General features: G+C 74.6%; 15 protein-coding genes and 1 pseudogene. 8 read left to right on the top strand and 8 right to left on the bottom strand.

Annotation, left to right across the window (positions count from 1 at the left end):
• Position 1: 1 nt before the first annotated feature.
• From MUK52_RS11295 to MUK52_RS11305, 3 genes are all read right to left on the bottom strand, one after another.
• Positions 2-1,357 (bottom strand): CpaE/TadZ family protein, encoded by a 1,356-nt coding sequence (locus MUK52_RS11295; protein ID WP_284575848.1) that lies wholly within the window; start codon positions 1,355-1,357, stop codon positions 2-4.
• Positions 1,358-1,364: 7 nt separating this feature from the next.
• Positions 1,365-2,066 carry a Flp pilus assembly protein CpaB gene (gene cpaB, locus MUK52_RS11300; protein ID WP_114053927.1) on the bottom strand — a complete coding sequence of 234 codons (702 nt, stop codon included), beginning with the start codon at positions 2,064-2,066 and terminating at the stop codon, positions 1,365-1,367.
• 125 nt (positions 2,067-2,191) lie between these two features.
• The gene (locus MUK52_RS11305) at positions 2,192-3,175 is read right to left on the bottom strand and encodes a hypothetical protein (protein WP_114058441.1); all 984 of its coding nucleotides are present in this window, start codon (positions 3,173-3,175) and stop codon (positions 2,192-2,194) included.
• Between the two features lie 384 nt (positions 3,176-3,559).
• Here MUK52_RS11305 and MUK52_RS11310 point away from each other — a divergent pair, with 384 nt between their 5' ends.
• The 5 genes from MUK52_RS11310 to MUK52_RS11330 all read left to right on the top strand — a co-directional run bounded on the left by MUK52_RS11310 (position 3,560) and on the right by MUK52_RS11330 (position 10,939).
• Positions 3,560-5,254 carry a chitinase gene (locus tag MUK52_RS11310; RefSeq protein ID WP_284575850.1) on the top strand — a complete coding sequence of 565 codons (1,695 nt, stop codon included), beginning with the start codon at positions 3,560-3,562 and terminating at the stop codon, positions 5,252-5,254.
• 124 nt (positions 5,255-5,378) lie between these two features.
• Entirely contained in the window at positions 5,379-6,716 is a 1,338-nt protein-coding gene (locus tag MUK52_RS11315; protein WP_114053925.1) for a M14 family metallopeptidase, read from the top strand.
• Positions 6,717-6,933: 217 nt separating this feature from the next.
• Complete coding sequence (locus MUK52_RS11320) at positions 6,934-8,289, top strand: alanine racemase (RefSeq protein WP_284575853.1); 1,356 nt, start codon at positions 6,934-6,936, stop codon at positions 8,287-8,289.
• A gap of 47 nt (positions 8,290-8,336) precedes the next feature.
• Positions 8,337-9,908 (top strand): N-acyl-D-amino-acid deacylase family protein, encoded by a 1,572-nt coding sequence (locus MUK52_RS11325; protein WP_284575854.1) that lies wholly within the window; start codon positions 8,337-8,339, stop codon positions 9,906-9,908.
• A gap of 20 nt (positions 9,909-9,928) precedes the next feature.
• Positions 9,929-10,939: a YdcF family protein gene (locus tag MUK52_RS11330; protein ID WP_114053922.1), complete on the top strand. Its 1,011-nt coding sequence runs from the start codon at positions 9,929-9,931 to the stop codon at positions 10,937-10,939.
• Positions 10,940-11,046: 107 nt separating this feature from the next.
• Here the strand turns inward: MUK52_RS11330 and MUK52_RS11335 are convergent, their stop codons facing one another.
• The gene (locus tag MUK52_RS11335; RefSeq protein WP_284575856.1) at positions 11,047-12,402 is read right to left on the bottom strand and encodes a carbohydrate-binding protein; all 1,356 of its coding nucleotides are present in this window, start codon (positions 12,400-12,402) and stop codon (positions 11,047-11,049) included.
• A 204-nt stretch (positions 12,403-12,606) separates the two neighbouring features.
• On the opposite strand from MUK52_RS11335, the gene MUK52_RS11340 reads away from it, so the two are divergent.
• The gene (locus MUK52_RS11340; RefSeq protein ID WP_114053920.1) at positions 12,607-12,801 is read left to right on the top strand and encodes a hypothetical protein; all 195 of its coding nucleotides are present in this window, start codon (positions 12,607-12,609) and stop codon (positions 12,799-12,801) included.
• A gap of 591 nt (positions 12,802-13,392) precedes the next feature.
• Here MUK52_RS11340 and MUK52_RS11345 read toward each other — a convergent pair.
• A complete protein-coding gene (locus MUK52_RS11345) occupies positions 13,393-14,322 on the bottom strand; it encodes a LysR family transcriptional regulator (RefSeq protein ID WP_114053919.1) in 930 nt (309 codons plus the stop codon).
• Between the two features lie 110 nt (positions 14,323-14,432).
• On the opposite strand from MUK52_RS11345, the gene MUK52_RS11350 reads away from it, so the two are divergent.
• Positions 14,433-14,912, top strand: coding sequence for a nitroreductase/quinone reductase family protein (locus MUK52_RS11350; protein ID WP_284575861.1), 480 nt, complete (start codon positions 14,433-14,435; stop codon positions 14,910-14,912).
• Positions 14,913-15,615: 703 nt separating this feature from the next.
• Positions 15,616-17,130: an RICIN domain-containing protein gene (locus MUK52_RS11355; RefSeq protein ID WP_284575863.1), complete on the top strand. Its 1,515-nt coding sequence runs from the start codon at positions 15,616-15,618 to the stop codon at positions 17,128-17,130.
• Positions 17,131-17,174: 44 nt separating this feature from the next.
• Here MUK52_RS11355 and MUK52_RS33290 read toward each other — a convergent pair.
• The 3 genes and pseudogenes from MUK52_RS33290 to MUK52_RS11370 form a co-directional block, all read right to left on the bottom strand.
• Positions 17,175-17,755 (bottom strand): annotated as a pseudogene (locus tag MUK52_RS33290) (IS5 family transposase); the annotation flags it as partial.
• Positions 17,756-17,817: 62 nt separating this feature from the next.
• Entirely contained in the window at positions 17,818-18,249 is a 432-nt protein-coding gene (locus MUK52_RS11365) for a GNAT family N-acetyltransferase (RefSeq protein WP_114053917.1), read from the bottom strand.
• The gene (locus tag MUK52_RS11370; protein WP_284581693.1) at positions 18,246-20,186 is read right to left on the bottom strand and encodes an ABC transporter ATP-binding protein; all 1,941 of its coding nucleotides are present in this window, start codon (positions 20,184-20,186) and stop codon (positions 18,246-18,248) included. Before MUK52_RS11370 ends, MUK52_RS11365 begins: the two co-directional genes overlap by 4 nt.
• Positions 20,187-20,255: the final 69 nt, after the last annotated feature.

A 20,255-nucleotide genomic window follows, 5' to 3' on the forward strand; every position in this document is an offset into this window, starting at 1 on the left:
GTCAGCCCTCCCGGCCGCGGCGCGGCCAGGGCCCGAGGGAGCCGCGGTCGCCGCCGCCGCGGCGCAGCCGGGCGACGGGGCCGGCGGCGCGCACGGCGAGGGCGGCCCCGGAGGCCCGGCCGCCGCCCGCGGTGTCCCGGCCGGGGAGCGCGGCCTGCGGCCCGTCGGCTCCTGCCGGGTCGGCGGGGGCGGCGAGCAGGCCGAGTTCGCCGGCGACGGTCCACAGGGCCTGTTTGACGGCGGACCGGTTGTCGAGGTCCTGGAGGCGGCCCGCGTCCACGACCGGCTGGAGCTCCTTGAAGGCCGCGGGCACGGGCGTCTTCGCCACCCGCGTCTTGGTGATCTTCTCGATGAGGGAGGGCTGGATCTCGGTGTGCTTGCTCCAGCGGTTGACGACCATCACGGTGTCCTCGGCCTTGCGGACCTGGAGCCGCTCCCACATGCGGACCATGCGCTTGGCGGCGCGTACGGAGACCACGTCCGGGGTGGTGACGAGCGCGGCGGTGTCCGCCATCTCCACCACGGCCGCGTTCGCGCCGGTCACCTGGGTGCCGCAGTCGACGACGACGAGTTCGTAGCGGCCGCACAGGGCGGTGACGACGTGCCGGGCGGCCCGGTCGTCGACCTCCTCGCCGCGTTCGCCCTCGGCGGGTGCGAGGAGCAGGGCGAGGCCGGTCCGGTCGTCGTAGACGGCGTCCTGGAGGACGCGCGGGGAGATGTCGTGGATGCCGGCGAGGTCGGCGATGGAGCGGCGGAACTGCACGTCGAGGTACGAGCCGACGTCGCCGGCCTGGAGGTCCATGTCGACGAGGACGGTGCGCCGCCCGGCGGCGGCCGCGGCGAGGGCGAACTGGACCGCGGCGAGGGTGGTGCCGACGCCGCCCTTGGCTCCGGCGACGGTGACGACGCGCCCGCCGGGGCCGCCCGGCGCGTCGGCGGGGCGGCCCAGGTGGCGGCGTACGCCCGCGGACCACTGGGCGGCTGCCTGGACGCGTGCGGCGAGCTCCTCGTACGAGGGCGGGAGGCCGATCAGGCCGCGCGCGCCGGAGTCCATGGCGGCGGAGAAGAGGGCGGGGCCGGTGTCGGAGGAGAGCAGCACGACACCGACGGCGGGGAAGCGGAGGGCGACTTCGCGGATGAGGTCGAGGGCGGGGACGGGCCCGATGCGCTCGTGGACGAGGACGACCTCGGGCAGCTCGTCGACCGATCCGGCGGCCAGCCGGGCCAGGGTGTCGAGGAGCGCGCCGGAGTCGGGGAGCGGTGCGGCCGGCTCGGCGTCCGGGAGCTGGCCGAGGAGGGCGGAGAGGGCGCGCGCGGCGTCGGCGTCGCCGGCGGCGGGGAGGATTCGGGTGGTCATCCGGGCCTCACTTGTCCCCGTCGAGGGTGTAGGTGCGGTCGGCCGCGCCGGGCGCGGAGTCGGTGCCGGGCGCCACGAGGGCCAGGCGTACGTGCTCCGCGAAGGACTCGGCGTACGCGACGCGCTGGGTGTCCTTGGTGTTCAGCGCGAAGGTGATGGGGACGGCCTCGGCGGGGCCCCGGCGGTCGGCGTCCTTGTCGAGGGGGGTGAGCTTGCCGACGTTCAGGACGCGGGCGTTGGCCACGATGATCACGGAGCGGGAGGGGTCGCCCTCCTTGGCGCCCTTGAAGGTGGCGATGATGTTGACCTTGGCGCCGGAGTAGATCTTGCCGGCGACGCCGGTCGCCGCGTCGATCATGATGGCGATCTCCTGCTCCCCCGGTTGCAGCTGGGGTTTGTCGACGAACATGTCGCTCTGGAGCAGCGAGCCCTTCCTGAGGGTGGTCAGGGCGATCTTGTCCTTGAGGGTGGCGAGGTCGTCGACGGCGGTCTCGGACAGCCAGCGCCTCGGGATGCTGACCTCCTCGAACTGGGCGGCGGTCAGCGGGCTGTAGGGCGCGATGTCGGCCTTGGCGCGGTAGGCGGTGGTTTCGGCGCCGACCTTGGAGTTGACGTCGCCGATCACCACGAGGACCCCGCCGAACGCCGCCAGGGCGCACAGGACCGACAGGAGCAGCAGGATGACGCCGCGGCGCTGGCGTGAGTTCATGTGCCGTACTACCTCGCCGTTCTTCGTTCGTTCGGGCCGGTCGGTCGTGGGGCGGTGGGGCGGTGGTGCGGTGCCGGTGGGGCGGCGGTTCGGCGGGCGGCGGGGCCGGCGGGGCGGCCGGCCGCTCAGCGTGCGGTGCCGGTGCGGGCGCTCGTACGGGCGCCCGGGCGGGCGGCGGCCTCCGCGGCGGGCGGCGGCGGTGCGTGGAGCGGGGCGGCGCAGAAGCCGCAGCGGTCGCCGATGAGCTCCAGGCCGCACCAGCGGCACTCCTCGCGGCGTACCGAGGCGACGAGTTGGTAGAGGACGGACAGGTCGGGGATGCCGGCGGCGAACTCGACGAGCTTCGGCGTGCCCCACCAGGCGGGCGAGTCGGCCGGGAGCGGATTCTCCATGACGCCCTGGACCTGCCAGGCGGGGGCGAGTGCGGCGGTCACCCAGTCGGAGGAGAGCTGGCCGCGGGCGAAGGTCAGCTGGGTGGCGTAGGCCGGTCCGGGCGGCATGCCCTCGGGGAGGGCGCCCGCCGCGGCCGGGGCCTTGCGGGACCGGCCGCGGCCGCCCGCGCCGTGCGCCCGGCGGCTCCCGGATCCGGCGGCGGCGGCCTGGCCGAGGCGGGCCAGGTGGGGTACGGGGTGGGCGAGGACGGCGAACTGGGCGCCGGGGGACCAGGAGCGGGCGTGCGCCTTGAGGCTGACGTCGACCCGGTCGAGCCGGGCGACGGAGCCGAGGACGGCTCCGGTGTGGACGTAGTGGGAGAGCAGGCGGGCGGCCGCGGCGACGACGCCGGGGCTGAAGTCGCAGACGGCGAGCTGGCGCAGCTGGCGGACCAGCAGGGCGGTGCCCAGCGGGGGCAGGTCGACGTCGAGGAGCGCGATCCGGTCGGTTTCGAGGATGGCGCGGACGGTGCGCAGCCGGCGGACGGTCGCGGCCGGCAGCCAGGGCGGTACGACGGCCAGGACGTGGCTGTGCCGCTCCAGCAGGGAGGCGGTCTCGGCGAGGGCGTCTTCGAGGCCGATGCGGTCGGGCGGGGTGAGGACGGCGGCCGGCGGGGTGTGCCGGTCCGGGGCCGGCAGCACCAGATCGGCGCTGGTGACGGCAATGGCGACCGGCATGCGCATCCCCCTGTTCACCCCGTGCACCGCGCCTCCCCCGGCTTCCGCCGGACGGTGCCCCCGAACGGCCGCGGCGGCCGCGGCGGCCTGCGCGACCGCAAACGGCCGACCTGCTTTCCCCCGTGCCCCAGCACCATATCCGCGTCTCCCCTGGCGGGGCAGGGCCTTGGGAATTCCCGTGCGGTGCGGACCGGTCGCAGGTGGCCGGAAACCCGGACAACCGGGATCGGGCGGCCGATCAGTTCAAGCCACACTGCAAAGACCATTGACAGCACGATTGGTCTGGACCAAGTTGAAGTGCCGGCCCCCCACCGCCGCTCCACGGCCTCCCGCGCCCCCTTCCGCATCCCTGTTCACCTCCCCTACTCCCCCCACGGAGTCCTCGTGAACCGCTTACGCGCACTCGCCCTGCTGGGCGCCGCGACCCTCACCGCCGGCGGCCTGACCGCCCTGTCCGCCGGCACCGCCCGGGCCGCAGACGTCGACGTCGCCCGCAACGGCGGCTTCGAGTCCGGGCTCACACACTGGACCTGCAGCCCCGGCAGCAGCGCCACCGCCTCCGGCCCGGCCCACACCGGGGCCGCCGCGCTGCGCGCGGCGCCGTCGGGCCTGGACAACGCCCGGTGCAGCCAGACCGTCACGGTCAAGCCGAACTCGACGTACACGATCGCCGCGCAGGTCCAGGGCTCGTACGTGTACGTCGGCGCCTCCGGCACCGGCACGCAGGACGTGTCGGCCTGGACGCCCGGGTCGGGCGGCGGCTGGCAGCGCCTGTCGGCCACTTTCACCACCGGCCCGAACACCACGCAGGTCACCGTGTACGCGCACGGCTGGTACGGCCAGCCGGGCTACGCCGTCGACGAGTTCAGCGTGGTCGGCCCCGACGGCGGCGGCCCGACGGACCCCGGCCCGTCGCTGCCGGGCGCCCCGGCGGGGGCCGCCGTTTCCGGCCAGAGCGCGAACTCCCTCACCCTGGCGTGGGACGCGGTCGGCGGGGCCGCCGGCTACCACGTCTACCAGGACGGCGTCCGCGTGCGGACGGTCTCCGGCCCGCCCGCGCAGATCACCGGGCTCGCCGCCTCGACCTCGTACTCCTTCCGGGTGAGCGCGTACAACGCGGCCGGGGAGGGGCCGCAGTCGGCGCCGGTGACCGGCACGACGACCGGCGGCGACCCGGGCACCCCCGGACCGCCGGTGCCGCGGCACGCCCTGACGGGCTACTGGCAGAACTTCGACAACGGCGCGGCTGTCCAGCGGCTCTCCGACGTGTCGCCGCAGTACGACATCATCGCCGTCTCCTTCGCCGACGCCACGGCGACGCCCGGCGCGATCACCTTCAACCTGGACAGCGCGGGCCTCGGCGGCTACACCGTCGACCGGTTCAAGGCCGACATCGCCGCGAAGAAGGCGGCCGGCAAGTCGGTGATCCTCTCCATCGGCGGCGAGAAGGGCACGATCACCGTGAACGACGCGGCCTCCGCCGCGAACCTGGCGGACTCCGCCTACGCCCTGATGCGGGAGTACGGCTTCAACGGGATCGACATCGACCTGGAGAACGGCCTCAACCCCACCTACATGACCCAGGCGATGCGCGCCCTGTCGGCGAAGGCCGGGCCCTCGCTCGTCATCACGATGGCCCCGCAGACCATCGACATGCAGTCCACCTCGGGCAGCTACTTCCGGACGGCGCTGAACATCAAGGACATCCTCACCGTCGTCAACATGCAGTACTACAACAGCGGCTCGATGAACGGCTGCGACGGCAGGGTGTACTCCCAGGGCTCGGTCGACTTCCTCACCGCGCTGGCCTGCATCCAGCTGGAGGGCGGCCTCGACCCCTCGCAGGTCGGCATCGGCGTGCCGGCCTCCCCGAGCGGAGCGGGCAGCGGCTACGTCTCGCCGACGGTCGTCAACAACGCCCTGGACTGCCTGACCCGGGGCACCAACTGCGGGACCTTCAAGCCGTCGAAGACGTACCCGGGGCTGCGCGGGGCGATGACCTGGTCGACGAACTGGGACGCCAAGGCGGGCAACGCCTGGTCCAACGCGGTGGGTCCGAAGGTTCACAGTCTGCCGTAGGCGGTACCAGTGGGGGTGGCTTCGAAGGAATCTGGCCGATTTCCGGTTCTTGACCTGGACATGCCACAAGAGCACGCTGTGCCCGTCCGCACGGCTACCCCCACCTCCCCACCCAGGAGAACGCATGCGGCTCCACACACGACGCAGGGCCGCCGTCACGGCGGCCCTGCTCGCCCTGGCGCTCGGCGCACCCGCCTACGGCATGAGCGCGACGGCGGCCCCACCGCCCAGCCCCTCCACCGCCACCCTCGACGAGTCCGTCACCCAGTACGAGATCAAGGGCCCGGCGACTCCGGCCGAGCGAACGGCCCTGCTCCGTACGGGTGTTTCCATCGACGAGGTCGACGCCCGCTCGGTCGTCGTCAGCGCCGACCCCCTCCAGGCGAAGGCCCTGCGCCGCCTCGGCCACGAGCTCACCCCCCTCGGCGGCCCGCCCGACCGCTCCGAGCGCGGCGTCCAGGCGGGCCCGGCGGACTTCCCGTCCGCGGACTCCCGCTACCACAACTACGCCGAGATGAGCGCCGAGATCGACCAGCGCATCGCCCAGTACCCCGCCATCATGAGCAAGCGGGTGATCGGCAGGTCGTACCAGGGCCGCGACATCGTCGCCATCAAGATCAGCGACAACGTCGCCGCCGACGAGAACGAGCCCGAGGTCCTCTTCACACACCACCAGCACGCCCGCGAGCACCTCACCGTCGAGATGGCGCTCTACCTGCTCAAGGAGTTCGGCTCCACCTACGGGACCGACGCCCGCGTCACCCGCATGGTCGACAGCCGCGAGATCTGGATCATCCCGGACCTCAACCCCGACGGCGGCGAGTACGACATCGCCACCGGCTCCTACCGCTCCTGGCGCAAGAACCGCCAGCCGAACTCCGGCTCCTCCTACGTCGGCACCGACGAGAACCGGAACTGGAACTACAAGTGGGGCTGCTGCGGCGGCTCCAGCGGCAGCAAGGGCTCCGAGACCTACCGCGGCTCCGCCCCCGAGTCGGCACCCGAGGTGAAGGCCGTCTCCGACTTCGTCCGCAGCCGCGTCGTCGGCGGCAAGCAGCAGATCAAGGCCGCCATCGACTTCCACACCTACAGCGAGCTCGTGCTCTGGCCGTACGGGTGGACGTACAACGACACCGCCCCCGGCCTGACCGCCGACGACCACGCCGTCTTCAAGACCGTCGGCACCCGCATGGCGAACAGCAACGGCTACACGCCCGAGCAGTCCAGCGACCTCTACATCACGGACGGCTCGATCGACGACTGGCTGTGGGGCAGCCAGAAGATCTTCGGCTACACCTTCGAGATGTACCCGTCCGGCTTCGGCGGCGGCGGCTTCTACCCGCCCGACGAGGTGATCGACCGCGAGACCTCCCGCAACCGCGACGCCGTCCTCCAGCTCCTGGAGAACGCCGACTGCATGTACCGCTCCATCGGCAAGGAAGCGCAGTACTGCACCGCCTGACACGGCCCCCCGCCCCGCCCCCGCGCGGGCGGGGGCACCCCCTCACCGGGACGCCCCCGCCCGCGCCTGCGCCCGCGCCGCGCCGCCGCCCGCGCGCCGCGCCCGGAACCGCCCGGCGTTGCCCCGCCGTCCTCGGGGAGGTAAGACAGCACCGAACAGCAGCCGCCCCGGCCGCCCGCCCGACGCGGCGGCCGGCGCAGCGCGAGGAGGAATCCGCATGGCCAGCGCCGAGGCAGCCGGGCAGCAGCCGCACCCGGTCCCCGCAACGGGCGGGCAGCCGGCCCGCACGACGGTCCGGGAGGCGGTGCGGGAACTCGACCGCGAACGCGTCGACCACCGCTTCAAGGGCCTCCCGCCGGACGCCGCGGGCGCCGGGCTCACCGTCGGCGAGCTGGCCGCCCAGCACCGCGACCTGCACACCGGCGGCTTCACCACCCCCGTCCTCACCCTCGACGGCGAGGCCCTGGACCACAACCTGGCCGCGCTCGCCGCGTTCTGCGACCGGCACGGCCTGGAGTTCGCCCCGCACGGCAAGACCTGCATGGCCCCCCGCCTCTTCGAGCGGCAGCTGGAGCTGGGCGCCTGGGGCATCACCGTCGCCATGCCACACCAGGCCCGCGTCTGCCGCGCCTTCGGCATCCGCCGGATCTTCCTCGCCAACGAGCTCGTCGACGCCCCCGCCCTGCACTGGGTCGCCGCGGAGCTCGCCGCCGACCCGGAGTTCGAGTTCGTCGCGTACGTCGACTCCGTCCGCGGGGTCGCCCTCATGGACGCCGCCCTCGCCGGCCGCACCACCCGCCCCGTCGACGTCGTCGTGGAACTCGGCGCCGGCGCCGAGGGCCGCACCGGGGTGCGCACCGCGGCCGAGTGCCTGGAGGTCGCCCGCGCCGTGGCCGCCGCGCCGACCCTGCGGCTCGCCGGCGTTGCCGGCTACGAGGCCACCATGCCCGGCGCCGACGCCGACAGCGTCCGCGAGTGGCTGCGCCGGCTCGTCGCCCTCGCCGCCGACTTCGACGCCGCCGGGCTGTTCAAGGGCACCGGGCTGGAGCGGATCGTCGTCAGCGCCGGCGGCAGCGAGTGGTTCGACGCGGTCGCCGAGGTCTTCGCCGGCATCCCCGAGCTCACCCTGCCCGTGCAGCGGCTGCTGCGCTCCGGCGCGTACGTCTCGCACGACCACGGCTGGTACTCCGGCCTCACCCCCTTCAACCGGCACCCCGAGGAGGGCGGCCTGCTGCCGGCCTTCCGCCTGTGGACCCAGGTCGTCTCCCGGCCCACCCCCGGCCAGGCCTTCGTCAACGCCGGCAAGCGCGACATCGCCTACGACCTCGGCCTGCCCGAGGTGCTCGCCGTGCGCGGCGCCGACGGCACCGAGCGGCCCGGCACCGGGATCACCGTCGTGAAGCTGTCCGACCAGCACGCCTGGCTGGAGACGGCGCCCGGCACCGGGCTGGAGGTCGGCGACCGCGTCGCGCTCGGCATGGCGCACCCCTGCACGATCTTCGAGAAGTGGCCGCTGATCCCGGTGACCGGGCCCGACGGCACCGTCACGGAACTGGTCCGCACCTTCTTCTGAACGGCGCCGCCACCGCACCCGATCCGCTCACCCGGGGGGGGCAGGGCATGGACCTGGTGTTCCGCGGGGCCCTCGTCGTCGACGGCACGGGCGGGCCCCCGTACACGGCCGACGTCGCCGTGCACGGGGGCCGGATCGCCGGGATCGGCCGGATCCGGTCCGGCGGCCGGCTGACCGTCGACGCCGCCGGGCTGGCCCTGGCCCCCGGGTTCACCGACATGCACGCCCACAGCGACCTGGCGCTGCTCCACGACCCCGACCACACCGCCAAGGCCGCCCAGGGCGTCACCCTGGAGGTCCTCGGCCAGGACGGCCTCTCCTACGCACCCGCCGACGACCGCACCCTCGCCGAGGTGCGGGCGGCGATCACCGGCTGGAACGGGCCCGGCGAGGACGCCGACTTCACGTGGCGCACCGTCGGCGGCTACCTGGACCGCCTCGACCGCACGGGCATCGCCGTCAACGCCGCCTACCTCGTCCCGCAGGGCACCGTGCGCGCGTACGCCGTCGGCTGGGAGGACCGGCCCGCCGCGCCCGCCGAGCTCGACCGGATGCGCGCCCTGGTCGCCGAGGGCCTCGCGCAGGGCGCGGTCGGCATGTCGTCCGGGCTCACCTACGCGCCCGGCATGTACGCCTCCGCCGGCGAACTGGCCGCACTGTGCCGGGTCGTCGCCGCGTACGGCGGCTACTGGTGCCCGCACCACCGCTCGTACGGGCGGGGCGCGCTCGACGCGTACGCGGAGGTCGTCGCCCTGGCCCGGGAAGCGGGCTGCGCCCTGCACCTGGCGCACGCCGTGATGAACTTCCCGGAGAACGCGGGCCGCGCGCCCGAGCTGCTGGCGCTGCTGGACGCGGAGCTGGACCGCGGCGCCGACATCACCCTCGACAGCTACCCGTACACACCGGGCTGCACCACGCTCGCCGCGCTCCTGCCGGGCTGGGCGGCCGCGGGCGGGCCGCGGGCGCTGCTGGCGCGGCTGGCCGACGGCGCGGAGGCGGAGCGGATCCGGCACACGATGGAGGCCGACGGCTCGGACGGCTGCCACGGCGTGCCGGTGGACTGGTCGGCGGTGGAGGTGTCGGGGACGGCGGACCCGGCGAACGGCGCGTGGGTGGGCCGGCGGCTGCGCGGCTGGGAGGAGGCGCGGCGGCTGCTGCTGGCCGACCGGCTCGGGGCGACCGTCCTGCAGCACGTGGGACACGAGGGCAACGTGCGGGAGGTCATGCGGCACCGCGTCCACACCGGCGGCTCCGACGGCATCCTGCGGGGCGCGAAGCCGCACCCGCGGGCGTACGGCACCTTCCCGCACTACCTGGGCCGGTACGTGCGCGAGCTGGGCGTGCTGTCGCTGGAGGAGTGCGTGGCGCACCTGGCGGGCCGGCCGGCGGCCCGGCTGCGGCTGCCGGACCGCGGGCTGGTGCGGGCGGGGTACCGGGCCGACCTGGTGCTGTTCGACCCGGAGACGGTCGCCGCCGGCGCGTCGTACGCGGACCCGCGGGCGCTGCCCGCCGGAATCCCGCACGTCCTGGTCGACGGGCGGTTCGTGATGCGGGAGGGCCGGCGCACCGGGGTCCTGGCGGGGCGGGCGGTGCGCCGCACCCCGTTCCGGGGGCGCTGACGCGCCGTACGCTGGGGCGCATGATCGCTTTCGCGCCCGCGGCCGTCCTGCTGCTGCTGTTCCTGGTGAGTGTGTGGGCAGACCGCCGGCGCTTCCGCAACGCCGTCCTGCTGGGCCTGACCCTCATATGGGCCTCGATCGGGGTGCTGTTCCTGATCCCGTCGCTGCCGCCGCTGCTGGGGGTCGTCGCGGTGGCGCTGGTCCTGCTGGTGCCGGCGCTGGGCACGCTCGCGCTCGCCGGCTTCCTCGTCGGCAACGGCATCACGATGCTCCGGCGGGAGGGCCGCAGCCCCGCCAACCTGCTGTCGCTGGCCGCCGGGACGGGGATCCTCGGGCTGATCGCGCTCGTCGCGTACGTCGCCGACCGGGGCTCGCCCGCGATGGACGCGGCCGTCGGCGGGCTGGTGCTGCTCGTCGCCTACGTCTCGTTCCTGTTCGTGTGCTTCCTCGCGTACGCCTTCCTGTACGGGCGCACCCCGGTCCGCGGCGACGTCGACTTCGTGGTGGTCCTCGGATCCGGCCTGCTCGGCGGCGAGCGGGTGCCGCCGCTGCTGGCCTCCCGCCTGGAGAAGGGCCTGCGGCTCCAGGCCGCGCAGGCGGCGCGCGGCGGGCGGGTGCCGCTGCTGCTGGCGTCGGGCGGTCAGGGACCGGACGAGAAGGTCCCCGAGGCGCGGGCGATGGCGGACTGGCTGCTCGCCCAGGGCGCGGCGCCCGAGCTCGTACGGCTGGAGGACCGCTCCCGGACGACGGACGAGAACCTCGCCTTCAGCCGGGAGGTGATGGAGGCGGAGGCCGGTCCGGACTACCGGTGCGTCGTCGTCACCAACAACTTCCACGCCTTCCGCGCCGCGATGACGGCACGGAAGGCGGGCGTGAACGGGCAGGTGGTCGGTTCGCCGACCGCCCGCTACTTCTGGCCGAGCGCCACCATCCGCGAGTTCGTCGCCGTCTTCTGGGAGCACCGGGTGGTCAACCTGGTGGTCTGCGGGGCGATCGCGGCGGCGACTGCGGTGGCGGCGCTGGCGGTGTAGCGGGAGGGGGCGGAGCGGGGCGGAGAAGGGGGCACGGGGCGGGTGCACCGCGGCTCCCCCCTTGGCAGCCGCGGGCCACCCGCCCCGTCCTCACGCGGGGAGGCGTGTCAGAGGCGCTGCCACAGCGCGGGGACGTTCGGCGGCTCCCAGCCCGTCTGGGCCTGGTGGCCCTGCAGGCAGCGGTAGCTCGCGCCGCCGTACGTGACGGTCGCGCCGGCCGTGTAGACGGCGCCGGCCTTCCAGGTGCCGCCCGGCTCGGGGTCGCCGGGGCCGGGGCCCGGGTCGCCGCCGGTGGTCTTCAGGGTCAGCCCGTAGGCGGAGAGGATCGGGTTCAGCGGCTGGAAGAAGGTGGTGCCGCCGCTGGAGCAGTTGCCGGAGCCGCCCGAGGTGACGCCCTGCGCCTGGCTGCCGGAGATGTAGGACCCTCCGGAGTCGCCGGGCTCGGCGCACACCGTCGTGCGGGTCACGCCGGAGATGGTGCCCTCGGGGTAGGTGACGCTGGTGTTGTGCTGCTGGATGGTGCCGCAGTGCCAGCCGGTCGTGGAGCCCGAGCGGCAGACCGACGCGCCGACAGGCTGCAGGACCGAGCCGGTGACCTGCACGTTCGCGCCGCCGCTGCCCTTGACGTACGGGGTGGCCGTCCAGTTCGTGTTCGCGGCGACCCAGGCCATGTCACTGCCGGGGAACACCGACGCCTGGAAGGAGCCCTGGGCGACCCGGTTGAAGCCGGTCGTCGTCGTCCCGGCCCGGCCGCAGTGCCCGGCGGTGGCGAAGCCGTGGGTGGTGCCGCGGGTCACCGGGAAGCCGACGGAGCAGCGGCCGCTGCCGTTCATGTAGTACGCGTCGCCGCCGCGCAGGTCGTACAGCGGGCGCGGGGCCTGCGCGGTCGGCACCACGGTGACGAGGGAGGTGTCGGTTCCGGTCGCGGCGAGCAGGCGGGCCGCGGCGCCGGGCTCGGCCTCCTCGACGACGAGGGTGTTGGTGCGGGGGTCGACGTAGCGCACCGGGGTCCCGGGGGTGGCGGCCCGGTCGAGGGCGGCCTTCGCGGCGTCGAGGGAGGCGAGGGAGCGGGTGACGACGACCGGCCGGGCGCCGGCGGCGCGTATCGCGGCCGTGTCGGAGGCGCGGGTCGTGGCGACGGACAGGGCGGCCGTGTCCGAGCCGTCGACCCAGGCGCCGGCGAAGGCGGGGCCGAGGCGGCTCTGCAGGCGGGCGGCGGCGGCACCGGCCTCGGCCTCGTGCGCGAGGCGGGCCCTGGCCCGGTCCGGGCTCAGCCCGAGGTCGCGCTGCATGGCGGCCAGCAGCTCGGGCTGCGCCTCGGCGGTGCGCAGGGTCTCGGCGGCGGTCGGCACCGGGGCGGTCCGGGCCGCCGGCTCGGCGGCGGCCGTCCCGACGGCTGCGGCGAGCAGCAGGCCGGCCGCGGCCAGGGCGGTACACGCCGACCGGGCGTGTCGCTTGGGCATGGGGGGTCCCTTCGGTCTTCGGCGGGGATGCGGAAACCGTAGGGACCCCAACAGGCTTGCGGGTACTGCCGGTTGGCCCCTCCCCCGGTGTTATGCCCGGCCGGGCGGGGCCGGGCGCCGGGCGGGCGCCGGGCGCCGACGTGCGTTCATGGGGGTGCGGCCGGAGGATGGGGGCACCAGGCAGGTACTCCTAGGAGGCAACCGATGGGAACAGAATCGGACCAGCAGCGTGAGTCCGTGACCCCTTCGTCGAAGCTGTTCACGGGTGGGGAGCGGGCGTACGACCCCGAGGACCTCGTCATGGCGACGGGCGCCGACCCGACTCCGGAGCGGGTCGAAAAGGCCCGGAAGCTGATCGAGAAGGAAGGCCCGAGGGTCATCGAACGCTACCTCCCGTAGCTGCGGCCCCGGCCCGCCCCCACGGGGGCGGGCCCCGCCCGCCCACCGGCCCCGAGCCGGGGAACGGGCCCGACACCCACCCCGTGCGGCCCCCTCGCCGGCAGGGCCGTAGGTCGCCGCGCCCGGCCGCGGAAGCCCGCGAGGCGGTTCCGGCCTCCTCGGCCACACACAAGCCGACGGCCGACGCCGACCGACTCAGCCCCGCCGGCGCCTGAGGCGCGGCCCCGGCCGGAGCCCCCACACCCCCGGCACCAACGGACCCCGCCGCGCCGCGCCCCGCACCCGGCCCCGCAGGCCGCCCAGCCCACGCCAACGGCCGACGCCGGCCGACTCCAGCCCCGCCAGCGCCTGAGGCGCGGCCCGGCCAGAGCCCGCGACACCCGGCACCGTCCCACGTCAACGGCCGACGCCGACCCACCCCAGCCCCGCCGGCGTTTGAGGCGCGGGTCCGGGCAGAGCCCGCGACACCCCGGCACCCGGCCGACCCCGACCCGCCGCCGCCAAGACCAGCCCCGCCGGCGCTTGAGGCGCGGCACCGGGAGGAGCCCGGGCCCTCCCGGGGTCAGGGGTGTGCGGGATCCCGCGGCGGAATCAGGGGTGCACCGCCGTGGGGGTCGGCGAGGCGCGGGTCATCGCCTCGGCGTGGGCCGCGCGGGCCTGGGCCAGGACGTGGGCGGCGCGGGCCGCGGCCCGCCCGGCGGGGTGCCAGCCCAGCAGGTGCCGCCACACCAGCGGGGTCCCGGCCAGCGGCCGGGTGGCCACCCCCGGGGTCGCCGGGAACGTCGCCCGGCACAACCCCACCGCCCGCCCCACCTGCACCAGATGCACGCAGGAGGCGGTGTCCGCCTCGTACACGCAGGCCGGCGTGAACCCGGCCCGCACGCACGCCGCGGCGAAGCAGTCCCCGAAGCACCCGTCCCCCGGCACGTCGGTCCACGCCTCCGCCGCCAGCTCGGTCAGCTCGATCTCGGCCCGCCGCGCCAGCGGGTGGTCCTCGGCGAGCATCACGTGCACCGGGTCCCGCGCGACCTCCATCCACGCGAGCCGCCCCGGCTCCGGCGGCGGGCTCTCCCCGCACACGCCGATCAGCGCGAAGTCGAGCCGCCCGTCGGCGACGGATCCGGCGATCTCGCGCTCCGACCAGGAGGTGTGGGTCGTCACCGGCACCCCGGGGTCCTGCCGGGCGAGCCGGTCGACGAGCCCGCCGAGCAGCGGCCCGTGCGTCCCGCCGATGCGGTGGCCGGCGGTGCCCTGGCGGGCGAACCGGGTGGCCTCCTCCTGGAGTTCGCACACCGCGGGCAGCAGGACCCGTGCCCGGTCCAGGACGAGTTCGCCGAGCGCGGTGGCCCGTACGCCGTCCCGTCCGCGGACGAACAGCGCCCCGCCGAGCGCCCGCTCGATCCGTCTGAGCTGGGTGCTGAGGGCCGGCTGGGCAAGTCCGAGCCGGGTCGCGGCGCGGGTCAGACTCCCGGCGTCCGCGACCGCCCGGATGACCTTGAGATGCCTCAACTCCAGATCCATGCAAAGAGCTTGGTCCAGACCACCTCGCTTGCGCTACGGGTGGGACGACCGTATCCGGATCCGCCGGAGGATCGTTGACGCTCCCGGGGTCCGCTACTCGGAGGCACAGCATGCAGACGATCACCGTCGACTGGGACCACCCCGCCGATCCGCGCCCCGGCTCCGTCCGCGACCACGTCCGCGACTACGCGGCCACCGGCGGCCAGGACGGCCAGCTCTGGCACGGCGTGCCCACGCTCCTGCTCACCACCGTCGGCCGCCGCACCGGCCGCACCACCCGCACGCCCCTCATCTACACCGAGGACGAGGCGCGCCTGGTCGTCGCCGCGGCCGCGTGGGGCGCCCCCGTGCACCCGGACTGGTACCGGAACCTGGCCGCGCACCCGGAGGTCCGCGTCCAGGTCGGCCCGGACATCGCGCCTGCCCTGGCCCGCACGGCCGGAGCGGACGAGCGCGAGGTCTACTGGCCGGCCCTGGCCGGCCTCTGGCCCGCTCTGGAGGACTACCAGGCCAGGGCCCGCCCGGCCCGCACCATCCCGCTCGTCATCCTGGAACCCGTCCGCCGCACCGGCCCGCTGCCACCGCGATAGGTCTGCCGCCCCGCCCGGCGAAGGGGCCGCGGTCGACTGCCGTGACGGACCGGGCCGGGGGCCGACAGTGCGACTGCACGCCTGCCCAAAGTCGGGAAAGGGCTGCCTGCGGCCGATGGGCGGGCTCCCCCGGAAGAGGCCGGCTGCGGAGCCGGACACGCGCACGGAGGCCCTGGCCGCGCCGGTCTGGCTTCCCGCCTGGCAGCAGGGCATCTCGCATCGGTTGCCCTGCCGGCTTCGGGCGCTGTCCGGGTCTGGCTGCCCCTGACTCCGTCACACGAGCAGGTCAGGGCGATCGGGCAGCTGTTGGACACGGGGACAGAACCGATGCGGGACCTACGCGGGGAGTGCTGGATTGTCCCGAAGGACCACTACCTGCCCGTCCTCGACAAGATGTCCAGGCGGCGCTCACAAGGAGCCCTAGGGTGTTTCGCCTGGATCAGCGGGACGGCTGCGCCCATGCGCCCTGCATATGCTCCCGCGTGCCTCTCCCGCGAGCCGGACCGCACCCCGACCATGAGCATGCCCGCCGGAACGATCACCGGCGAGCGGCGGCGCCGGCCTGCCTGTCGACGCCCCGTCCCGCCCGCGTCGCCGCACCTGCCGGGAGTCCGCTCCGGGCAGCGGCGACGGCCCCTACGAGAGGACCGTGTTGGCCACACCCCCGCGCACGCGCCTGACCCGCATCGCCACGTTAGGCGCCGTGCTCCTAGCCGCCGTGGCGGCCGTCCCGCTGACGGCATCGCCCGCCGCCGCCGCCAACCCGATCTGTCTGAGCGGCAAGCTCCTCTACGACTACCAGGCCGCCGAGGAGGGCCCGTCCAAGCCCACCCGCACCAAGCCCGTCCGCAACGCCAACCTCGAACTGTGGGGCCGCGAGAAGCCCACCGATCCCGCGCGCCGGCTCAACAGCACGACCTGGGACTACACCTCGGTCTACGACGGCTCCTTCAGCCTCTGCCACACGCCCGTCACCACGACCACGATGAGCAGCATGTGGGTGCGGTTCGACGCCGAGAGCACCCGGCTGTGGAAGGTCGTGGACGCCAACGGCGCCACCTACACCATGAACTCGCCGGTGCTGCAGAACGTCTCCGCGAGCACCTCCGTCGGTGACCTGAAACCCCCGTCGCAGACCTCGCGGGCCTGGCACGCCTTTGACACCCTCAACCTGCTGTGGTGGTACCGCGAGAACCCGGTCAGCGATTGCTGGAGCGCTCACGAGCCGAGCAACTGGTCCTGCACCGAGCTCACCGTCAAGTGGTACCCCGGTTCGACCGACGGGCCGCGCTACGGCCTCGACAACACCGTCTACCTTCCCGACACCGACCCCGACTCCGAGACCATCGTCCTGCACGAGGGCGGCCACTTCCTCATGCACCGTCTCTACAACGGTGCCATGCCGCCCAACAGCGTCTGCTCCCCGAACATCATCTGGCAGGCCAGTTCCCGGCCCTGTGCGTGGGTCGAGGGCTTCGCCAACGCCACCGCCTCCTACCTGCTCGGGGGCAACCGCCACGTCTGGGCGGACGGCAGCAGCAGCGAGTACGTCTACGGCGGCGGCTGGGACACCGGCGACCAGGTTCCCGGAAACGTGACCGGTGCGCTGCTCGGCCTCTGGCGGGAAGTCGACGGCGGATGGCAGGGCACCATCAAGGCGCTGACCGCCAACAAGCCGGCCGCCTTCGCCGAGTACTTCAAGAACGTCCGCCCCGCCGCCAGTCCGCCGCTCGCCACCACCGGCACGGCGCTCCACATGACGGCCCGGCACACCATCCACTACGCCGTGACGGTCGTCGGCGACGGCAAGTACCACGGGCTGACCAACGGCAACAACCTCGCGTTGCGACGGGCGGACCCCTGCTGGGTGGGAAACACCAGCAGGACGAACATGAGCGCCTACGACACCTCCGTCCCCGAGCAGCGCTGGAAGCTGGACGCCAACGCGGACGGCACCGTGCGGATCACCGACGGCTGCCCCACCCCTCGGGCCCTGACGTCCTACGGGCAGTACAACGCGGTGGCCGTCCAGACGATCGACCCCGCGGACGCGAGGCAGAAGTGGACGCTCGCCCAGAACGACAGCGGCACCCTCACCCTCACCTGCCAGGCCACCGGCCGCGTCCTCACCACCGTGACCGGCCCGGGAGGCACGCAGACCACCGTCATGTCGGCGGACAGCAGCGACAAGACCCAGCGCTGGGCCATCCTCCCCTAGGTCGGTTCTTTCGGGTCAGCTGACCAGATGAAGAGGGCGGCGAACCGGCCACGCCGTTTGCGGTTCGCGGCCCGGTCGGAAGGCCGCGGGATCACCACCCGGATCCCACGTCGGCGGAGACGGGCGCGGACCGCACGAGAGGAAGAGGCCGTGTCGGCCAGGACCATTTCCGGGGTGGTCCTGGGCCGGCCGATCTGCCGCGGCACCCGCACTCGGACCATGGCCTCGGGAAACGCCGGTGTGTCACCGGCCTGCCCCGGGGTATGGAGAAACGCCAGGGGTCGACATCGTCTGTCCGAGGCGAGGTGGATCTTCGTGGTCAGCCCGCCGCGGGAGCCGAGGGCATGGTCGTTCGACTCGCCGGCCAGGGCCCCTTTTGACGGGCTCCGGCAGCGTGCTGATGAGCCCGGACGATGGTGGAGTCGACCGAGACGATCCGGTCGAGGTCGCCTTCGGCGTCGGCCTGGGCGGGCAGGGCGGTGAAGACCTTCTCCCGGGTGCCGTCGGCGGCCCGCTTCCTCAGCCGGTCACGGGCGCCTTTCCAAGACCCGAAGTGCTCGGGCAGGTCCATCCGCGGAGTGCCGGTGCGGTACGCGAACGCGATCGCGTCGATCACCTGCCCGTGCCCACTGGGCGTCCGTCAACGACCCACGTCAACCAACGATCAGATGATCCGAAGGACACTCCCTAATCGAGTTCCCTGGCGAAGTGGAACGCGACGATGTCGAACCGCTCGCGGAGGTAGAAGCGGTGCGCCCCGGTGCGGTGTGTGCCCGAGTCGAGGTCCAGGAGGCGGCAGCCGGCCGCGCGGGCCCGCTCCTCCAGGTGGGCGAGCAGGGCGCGGCCCACGCCCCGGGAGCGGGCGCGGGCGGCGGTGACGAGGTCGTCGACGTACAGGCGGCGGATGTCGACGGTGTTCGCGACGATGCGCCACCCGGCCGCGCCGACACACGCGCCCCCGTCCTCGTAGGCCGCGCTGAAGCGCAGGCCCTGCGGGTGGCCCTCGGCGTGGATCTCGGCGAAGAGGTCGGCGGTCAGGTGCGGGCGCAGCTCCCGCAGTACGGGCAGCAGGTCGGCGGTGAGCCGCGGGTCGCCCGGCTCCAGGTCGATGATCTTCATCGGCCCACGGTACCCGGGCCGTCGGCCGGGGCGTCCGCGCCGCTGCGGCCGCCGTCCGCCGGGCCGCGGTCCTCCGGGCCGCCGCCACCGCCGCCGCCGTCCGCGCCGCCGAGGAAGCCTCCCGACTGGTGCCGCCACAGCCGCGCGTAGGCGCCGCCGGAGGTGAGCAGCTCCTCGTGGCGGCCCTGTTCGACGATCCGCCCGCGGTCGAGGACGATGAGCCGGTCCATGGCGGCGACGGTGCTGAGCCGGTGCGCGACGACGAGGGCCGTGCGCCCGGCCATGAGCCGCCACAGCGCTTCCTGGACGAGGATCTCGCTCTCGGAGTCGAGGGCGCTGGTCGCCTCGTCGAGCAGCAGGATCGGCGCGTCGCGCAGGATGGCGCGGGCGAGCGCGACCCGCTGCCGCTGCCCGCCGGACAGTTTGACGCCGCGCTCGCCGACGAGCGTGTCGAAGCCGTCGGGCAGCACGTCGGCGAACTCGGTGACGTGTGCGGCCTCGGCCGCGCGCCGGACCTCCGCGTCGGTGGCGCCGGGGCGGGCGAAGGCGATGTTCTCGCGGAGGGTGCGGTGGAACATGGCCGGGTCCTGCGGCACGTACGCGATCAGGCTGCGCAGGTCGGCCTGGCGCAGCCGGCTGATGTCGCGGCCGCCGACGAGGATGCGGCCGCCGTCGACGTCCGTCATCCGCAGCAGCAGCCTGGTCAGGGTGCTCTTGCCGCCGCCGGACCGGCCGACGAGCCCGAACCTGGCGCCGCCGGGCACGGCCAGGTCGAGTTCCTCGAAGAGCGGCCGGGCGCCCTTGTGGGCGAAGGTGACGCCTTCGAAGCGGACGTCCGCGGCCCGCGGCGGCGGCGCCGGCTCGGGCTCCGCCGGGTCGAGGACGGTCGGCGGCTCCCGCAGCAGCTCGGTGAACTGCGCGGCCTCCGTCATCGACCGCTCCAGGCGGCGGTAGATCTGGTTGAACTCGAACATGATGCGGGTGGCGTTGCTGTAGTAGGTGAAGGCGACGACGACGGCCTCCACGCCCTGTCCGGTGCCGCCCCCGCCGCCCGCGGCGGCGACGCTGCCGCCGACGACGGCGACCGCGATGAGCAGGCCGAGGGCGTTGGTCAGGACGGACATCGGCGCGACGACCGTGTCGATGCGGAGGTTGCCGTAGTCCCAGGCCCGCAGGGTGAGCCGGCGCGATTCCGCGACCCGCGACCGGTGCTCCTCGGCCTCGCGCCGCTCGGCGGCGAACGCGCGGACGGTGTCCATGTTGGCCAGGCTGTCGGAGACGTGCCCGGAGACGCGGGCGATGGCCGCCTCGCGCCGGTCGACGAGCGCCTGCCGGCGGCGGACGAGCGGTGCCACGCACAGGGCGGTGACGGCGATCATCGTCAGCAGCCCGGCGACGAGCAGCGGTTCGTACTGCCACAGCACGACCGACCCGAACAGCAGCGGCACGAACCGGCCGACGACGGCGAACGCGAGGGTGTCGACGAACTCCTCGAAGCGGGAGGCGAAGCCGAGGACCCGCTTGGTCAGCGACCCGGCGAAGTTGTCGTGGAAGAAGGCGGCGTCCTTCGCGAACAGCTCGTCCACGCCGATCACGTAGAGCCGTTCGATGCCGAGGGCGTCGAGCCGGTTCAGGCAGTGCACGCCGAGCCGCCAGAGCGCTTCCGCGAGGAGCAGGACGCCGGCGAAGCCGAGCACGTAGGGCAGGCTCGCGGAGAGGCCGGCGCCGCCGTCGGCGATGCGGCCGACGAGCTTGGCGACGACCAGCGGCGCCAGGTAGTTGACGCCGATGTTGCCGAGCGCCGGCAGCAGCATCGCGGGGAGCGCGAACCGGCGGAGCCGGGCCAGCTCCCTGCCGTAGTAACGGAGCGCGAGGGCCACCGGGCCGCGGCCCGGTGGCGCCCCGCGCGGTGCGGAACGTGTTGCGGACGGTCCCATCGCCACCCCGGGGTGTCGTACCGGCAGCCCGCCGGCCGCCTTCCCGGGCGAGGCCGCCGCCCCGGAAGC

Origin of the sequence: Streptomyces sp. 2P-4 (genome assembly GCF_030167965.1) — a bacterium.
In the GTDB taxonomy this organism is placed as follows: Bacteria; Actinomycetota; Actinomycetes; order Streptomycetales; family Streptomycetaceae; genus Streptomyces; species Streptomyces globosus_A.

Bases quoted from the DNA above. Each gene is read 5' to 3' on its own strand.
- MUK52_RS11365 (WP_114053917.1), bottom strand. From the start codon at position 18,249: ATGAAGATCATCGACCTGGAGCCGGGCGACCCGCGGCTCACCGCCGAC.
- MUK52_RS11350 (WP_284575861.1), top strand. From the start codon at position 14,433: ATGCAGACGATCACCGTCGACTGGGACCACCCCGCCGATCCGCGCCCC.
- MUK52_RS11325 (WP_284575854.1), top strand. From the start codon at position 8,337: ATGGACCTGGTGTTCCGCGGGGCCCTCGTCGTCGACGGCACGGGCGGG.
- MUK52_RS11305 (WP_114058441.1), bottom strand. From the start codon at position 3,175: ATGCCGGTCGCCATTGCCGTCACCAGCGCCGATCTGGTGCTGCCGGCC.
- MUK52_RS11330 (WP_114053922.1), top strand. From the start codon at position 9,929: ATGATCGCTTTCGCGCCCGCGGCCGTCCTGCTGCTGCTGTTCCTGGTG.
- MUK52_RS11370 (WP_284581693.1), bottom strand. From the start codon at position 20,186: ATGGGACCGTCCGCAACACGTTCCGCACCGCGCGGGGCGCCACCGGGC.
- MUK52_RS11345 (WP_114053919.1), bottom strand. From the start codon at position 14,322: ATGGATCTGGAGTTGAGGCATCTCAAGGTCATCCGGGCGGTCGCGGAC.
- MUK52_RS11340 (WP_114053920.1), top strand. From the start codon at position 12,607: ATGGGAACAGAATCGGACCAGCAGCGTGAGTCCGTGACCCCTTCGTCG.
- cpaB (WP_114053927.1), bottom strand. From the start codon at position 2,066: ATGAACTCACGCCAGCGCCGCGGCGTCATCCTGCTGCTCCTGTCGGTC.
- MUK52_RS11315 (WP_114053925.1), top strand. From the start codon at position 5,379: ATGCGGCTCCACACACGACGCAGGGCCGCCGTCACGGCGGCCCTGCTC.
- MUK52_RS11320 (WP_284575853.1), top strand. From the start codon at position 6,934: ATGGCCAGCGCCGAGGCAGCCGGGCAGCAGCCGCACCCGGTCCCCGCA.
- MUK52_RS11295 (WP_284575848.1), bottom strand. From the start codon at position 1,357: ATGACCACCCGAATCCTCCCCGCCGCCGGCGACGCCGACGCCGCGCGC.
- MUK52_RS11335 (WP_284575856.1), bottom strand. From the start codon at position 12,402: ATGCCCAAGCGACACGCCCGGTCGGCGTGTACCGCCCTGGCCGCGGCC.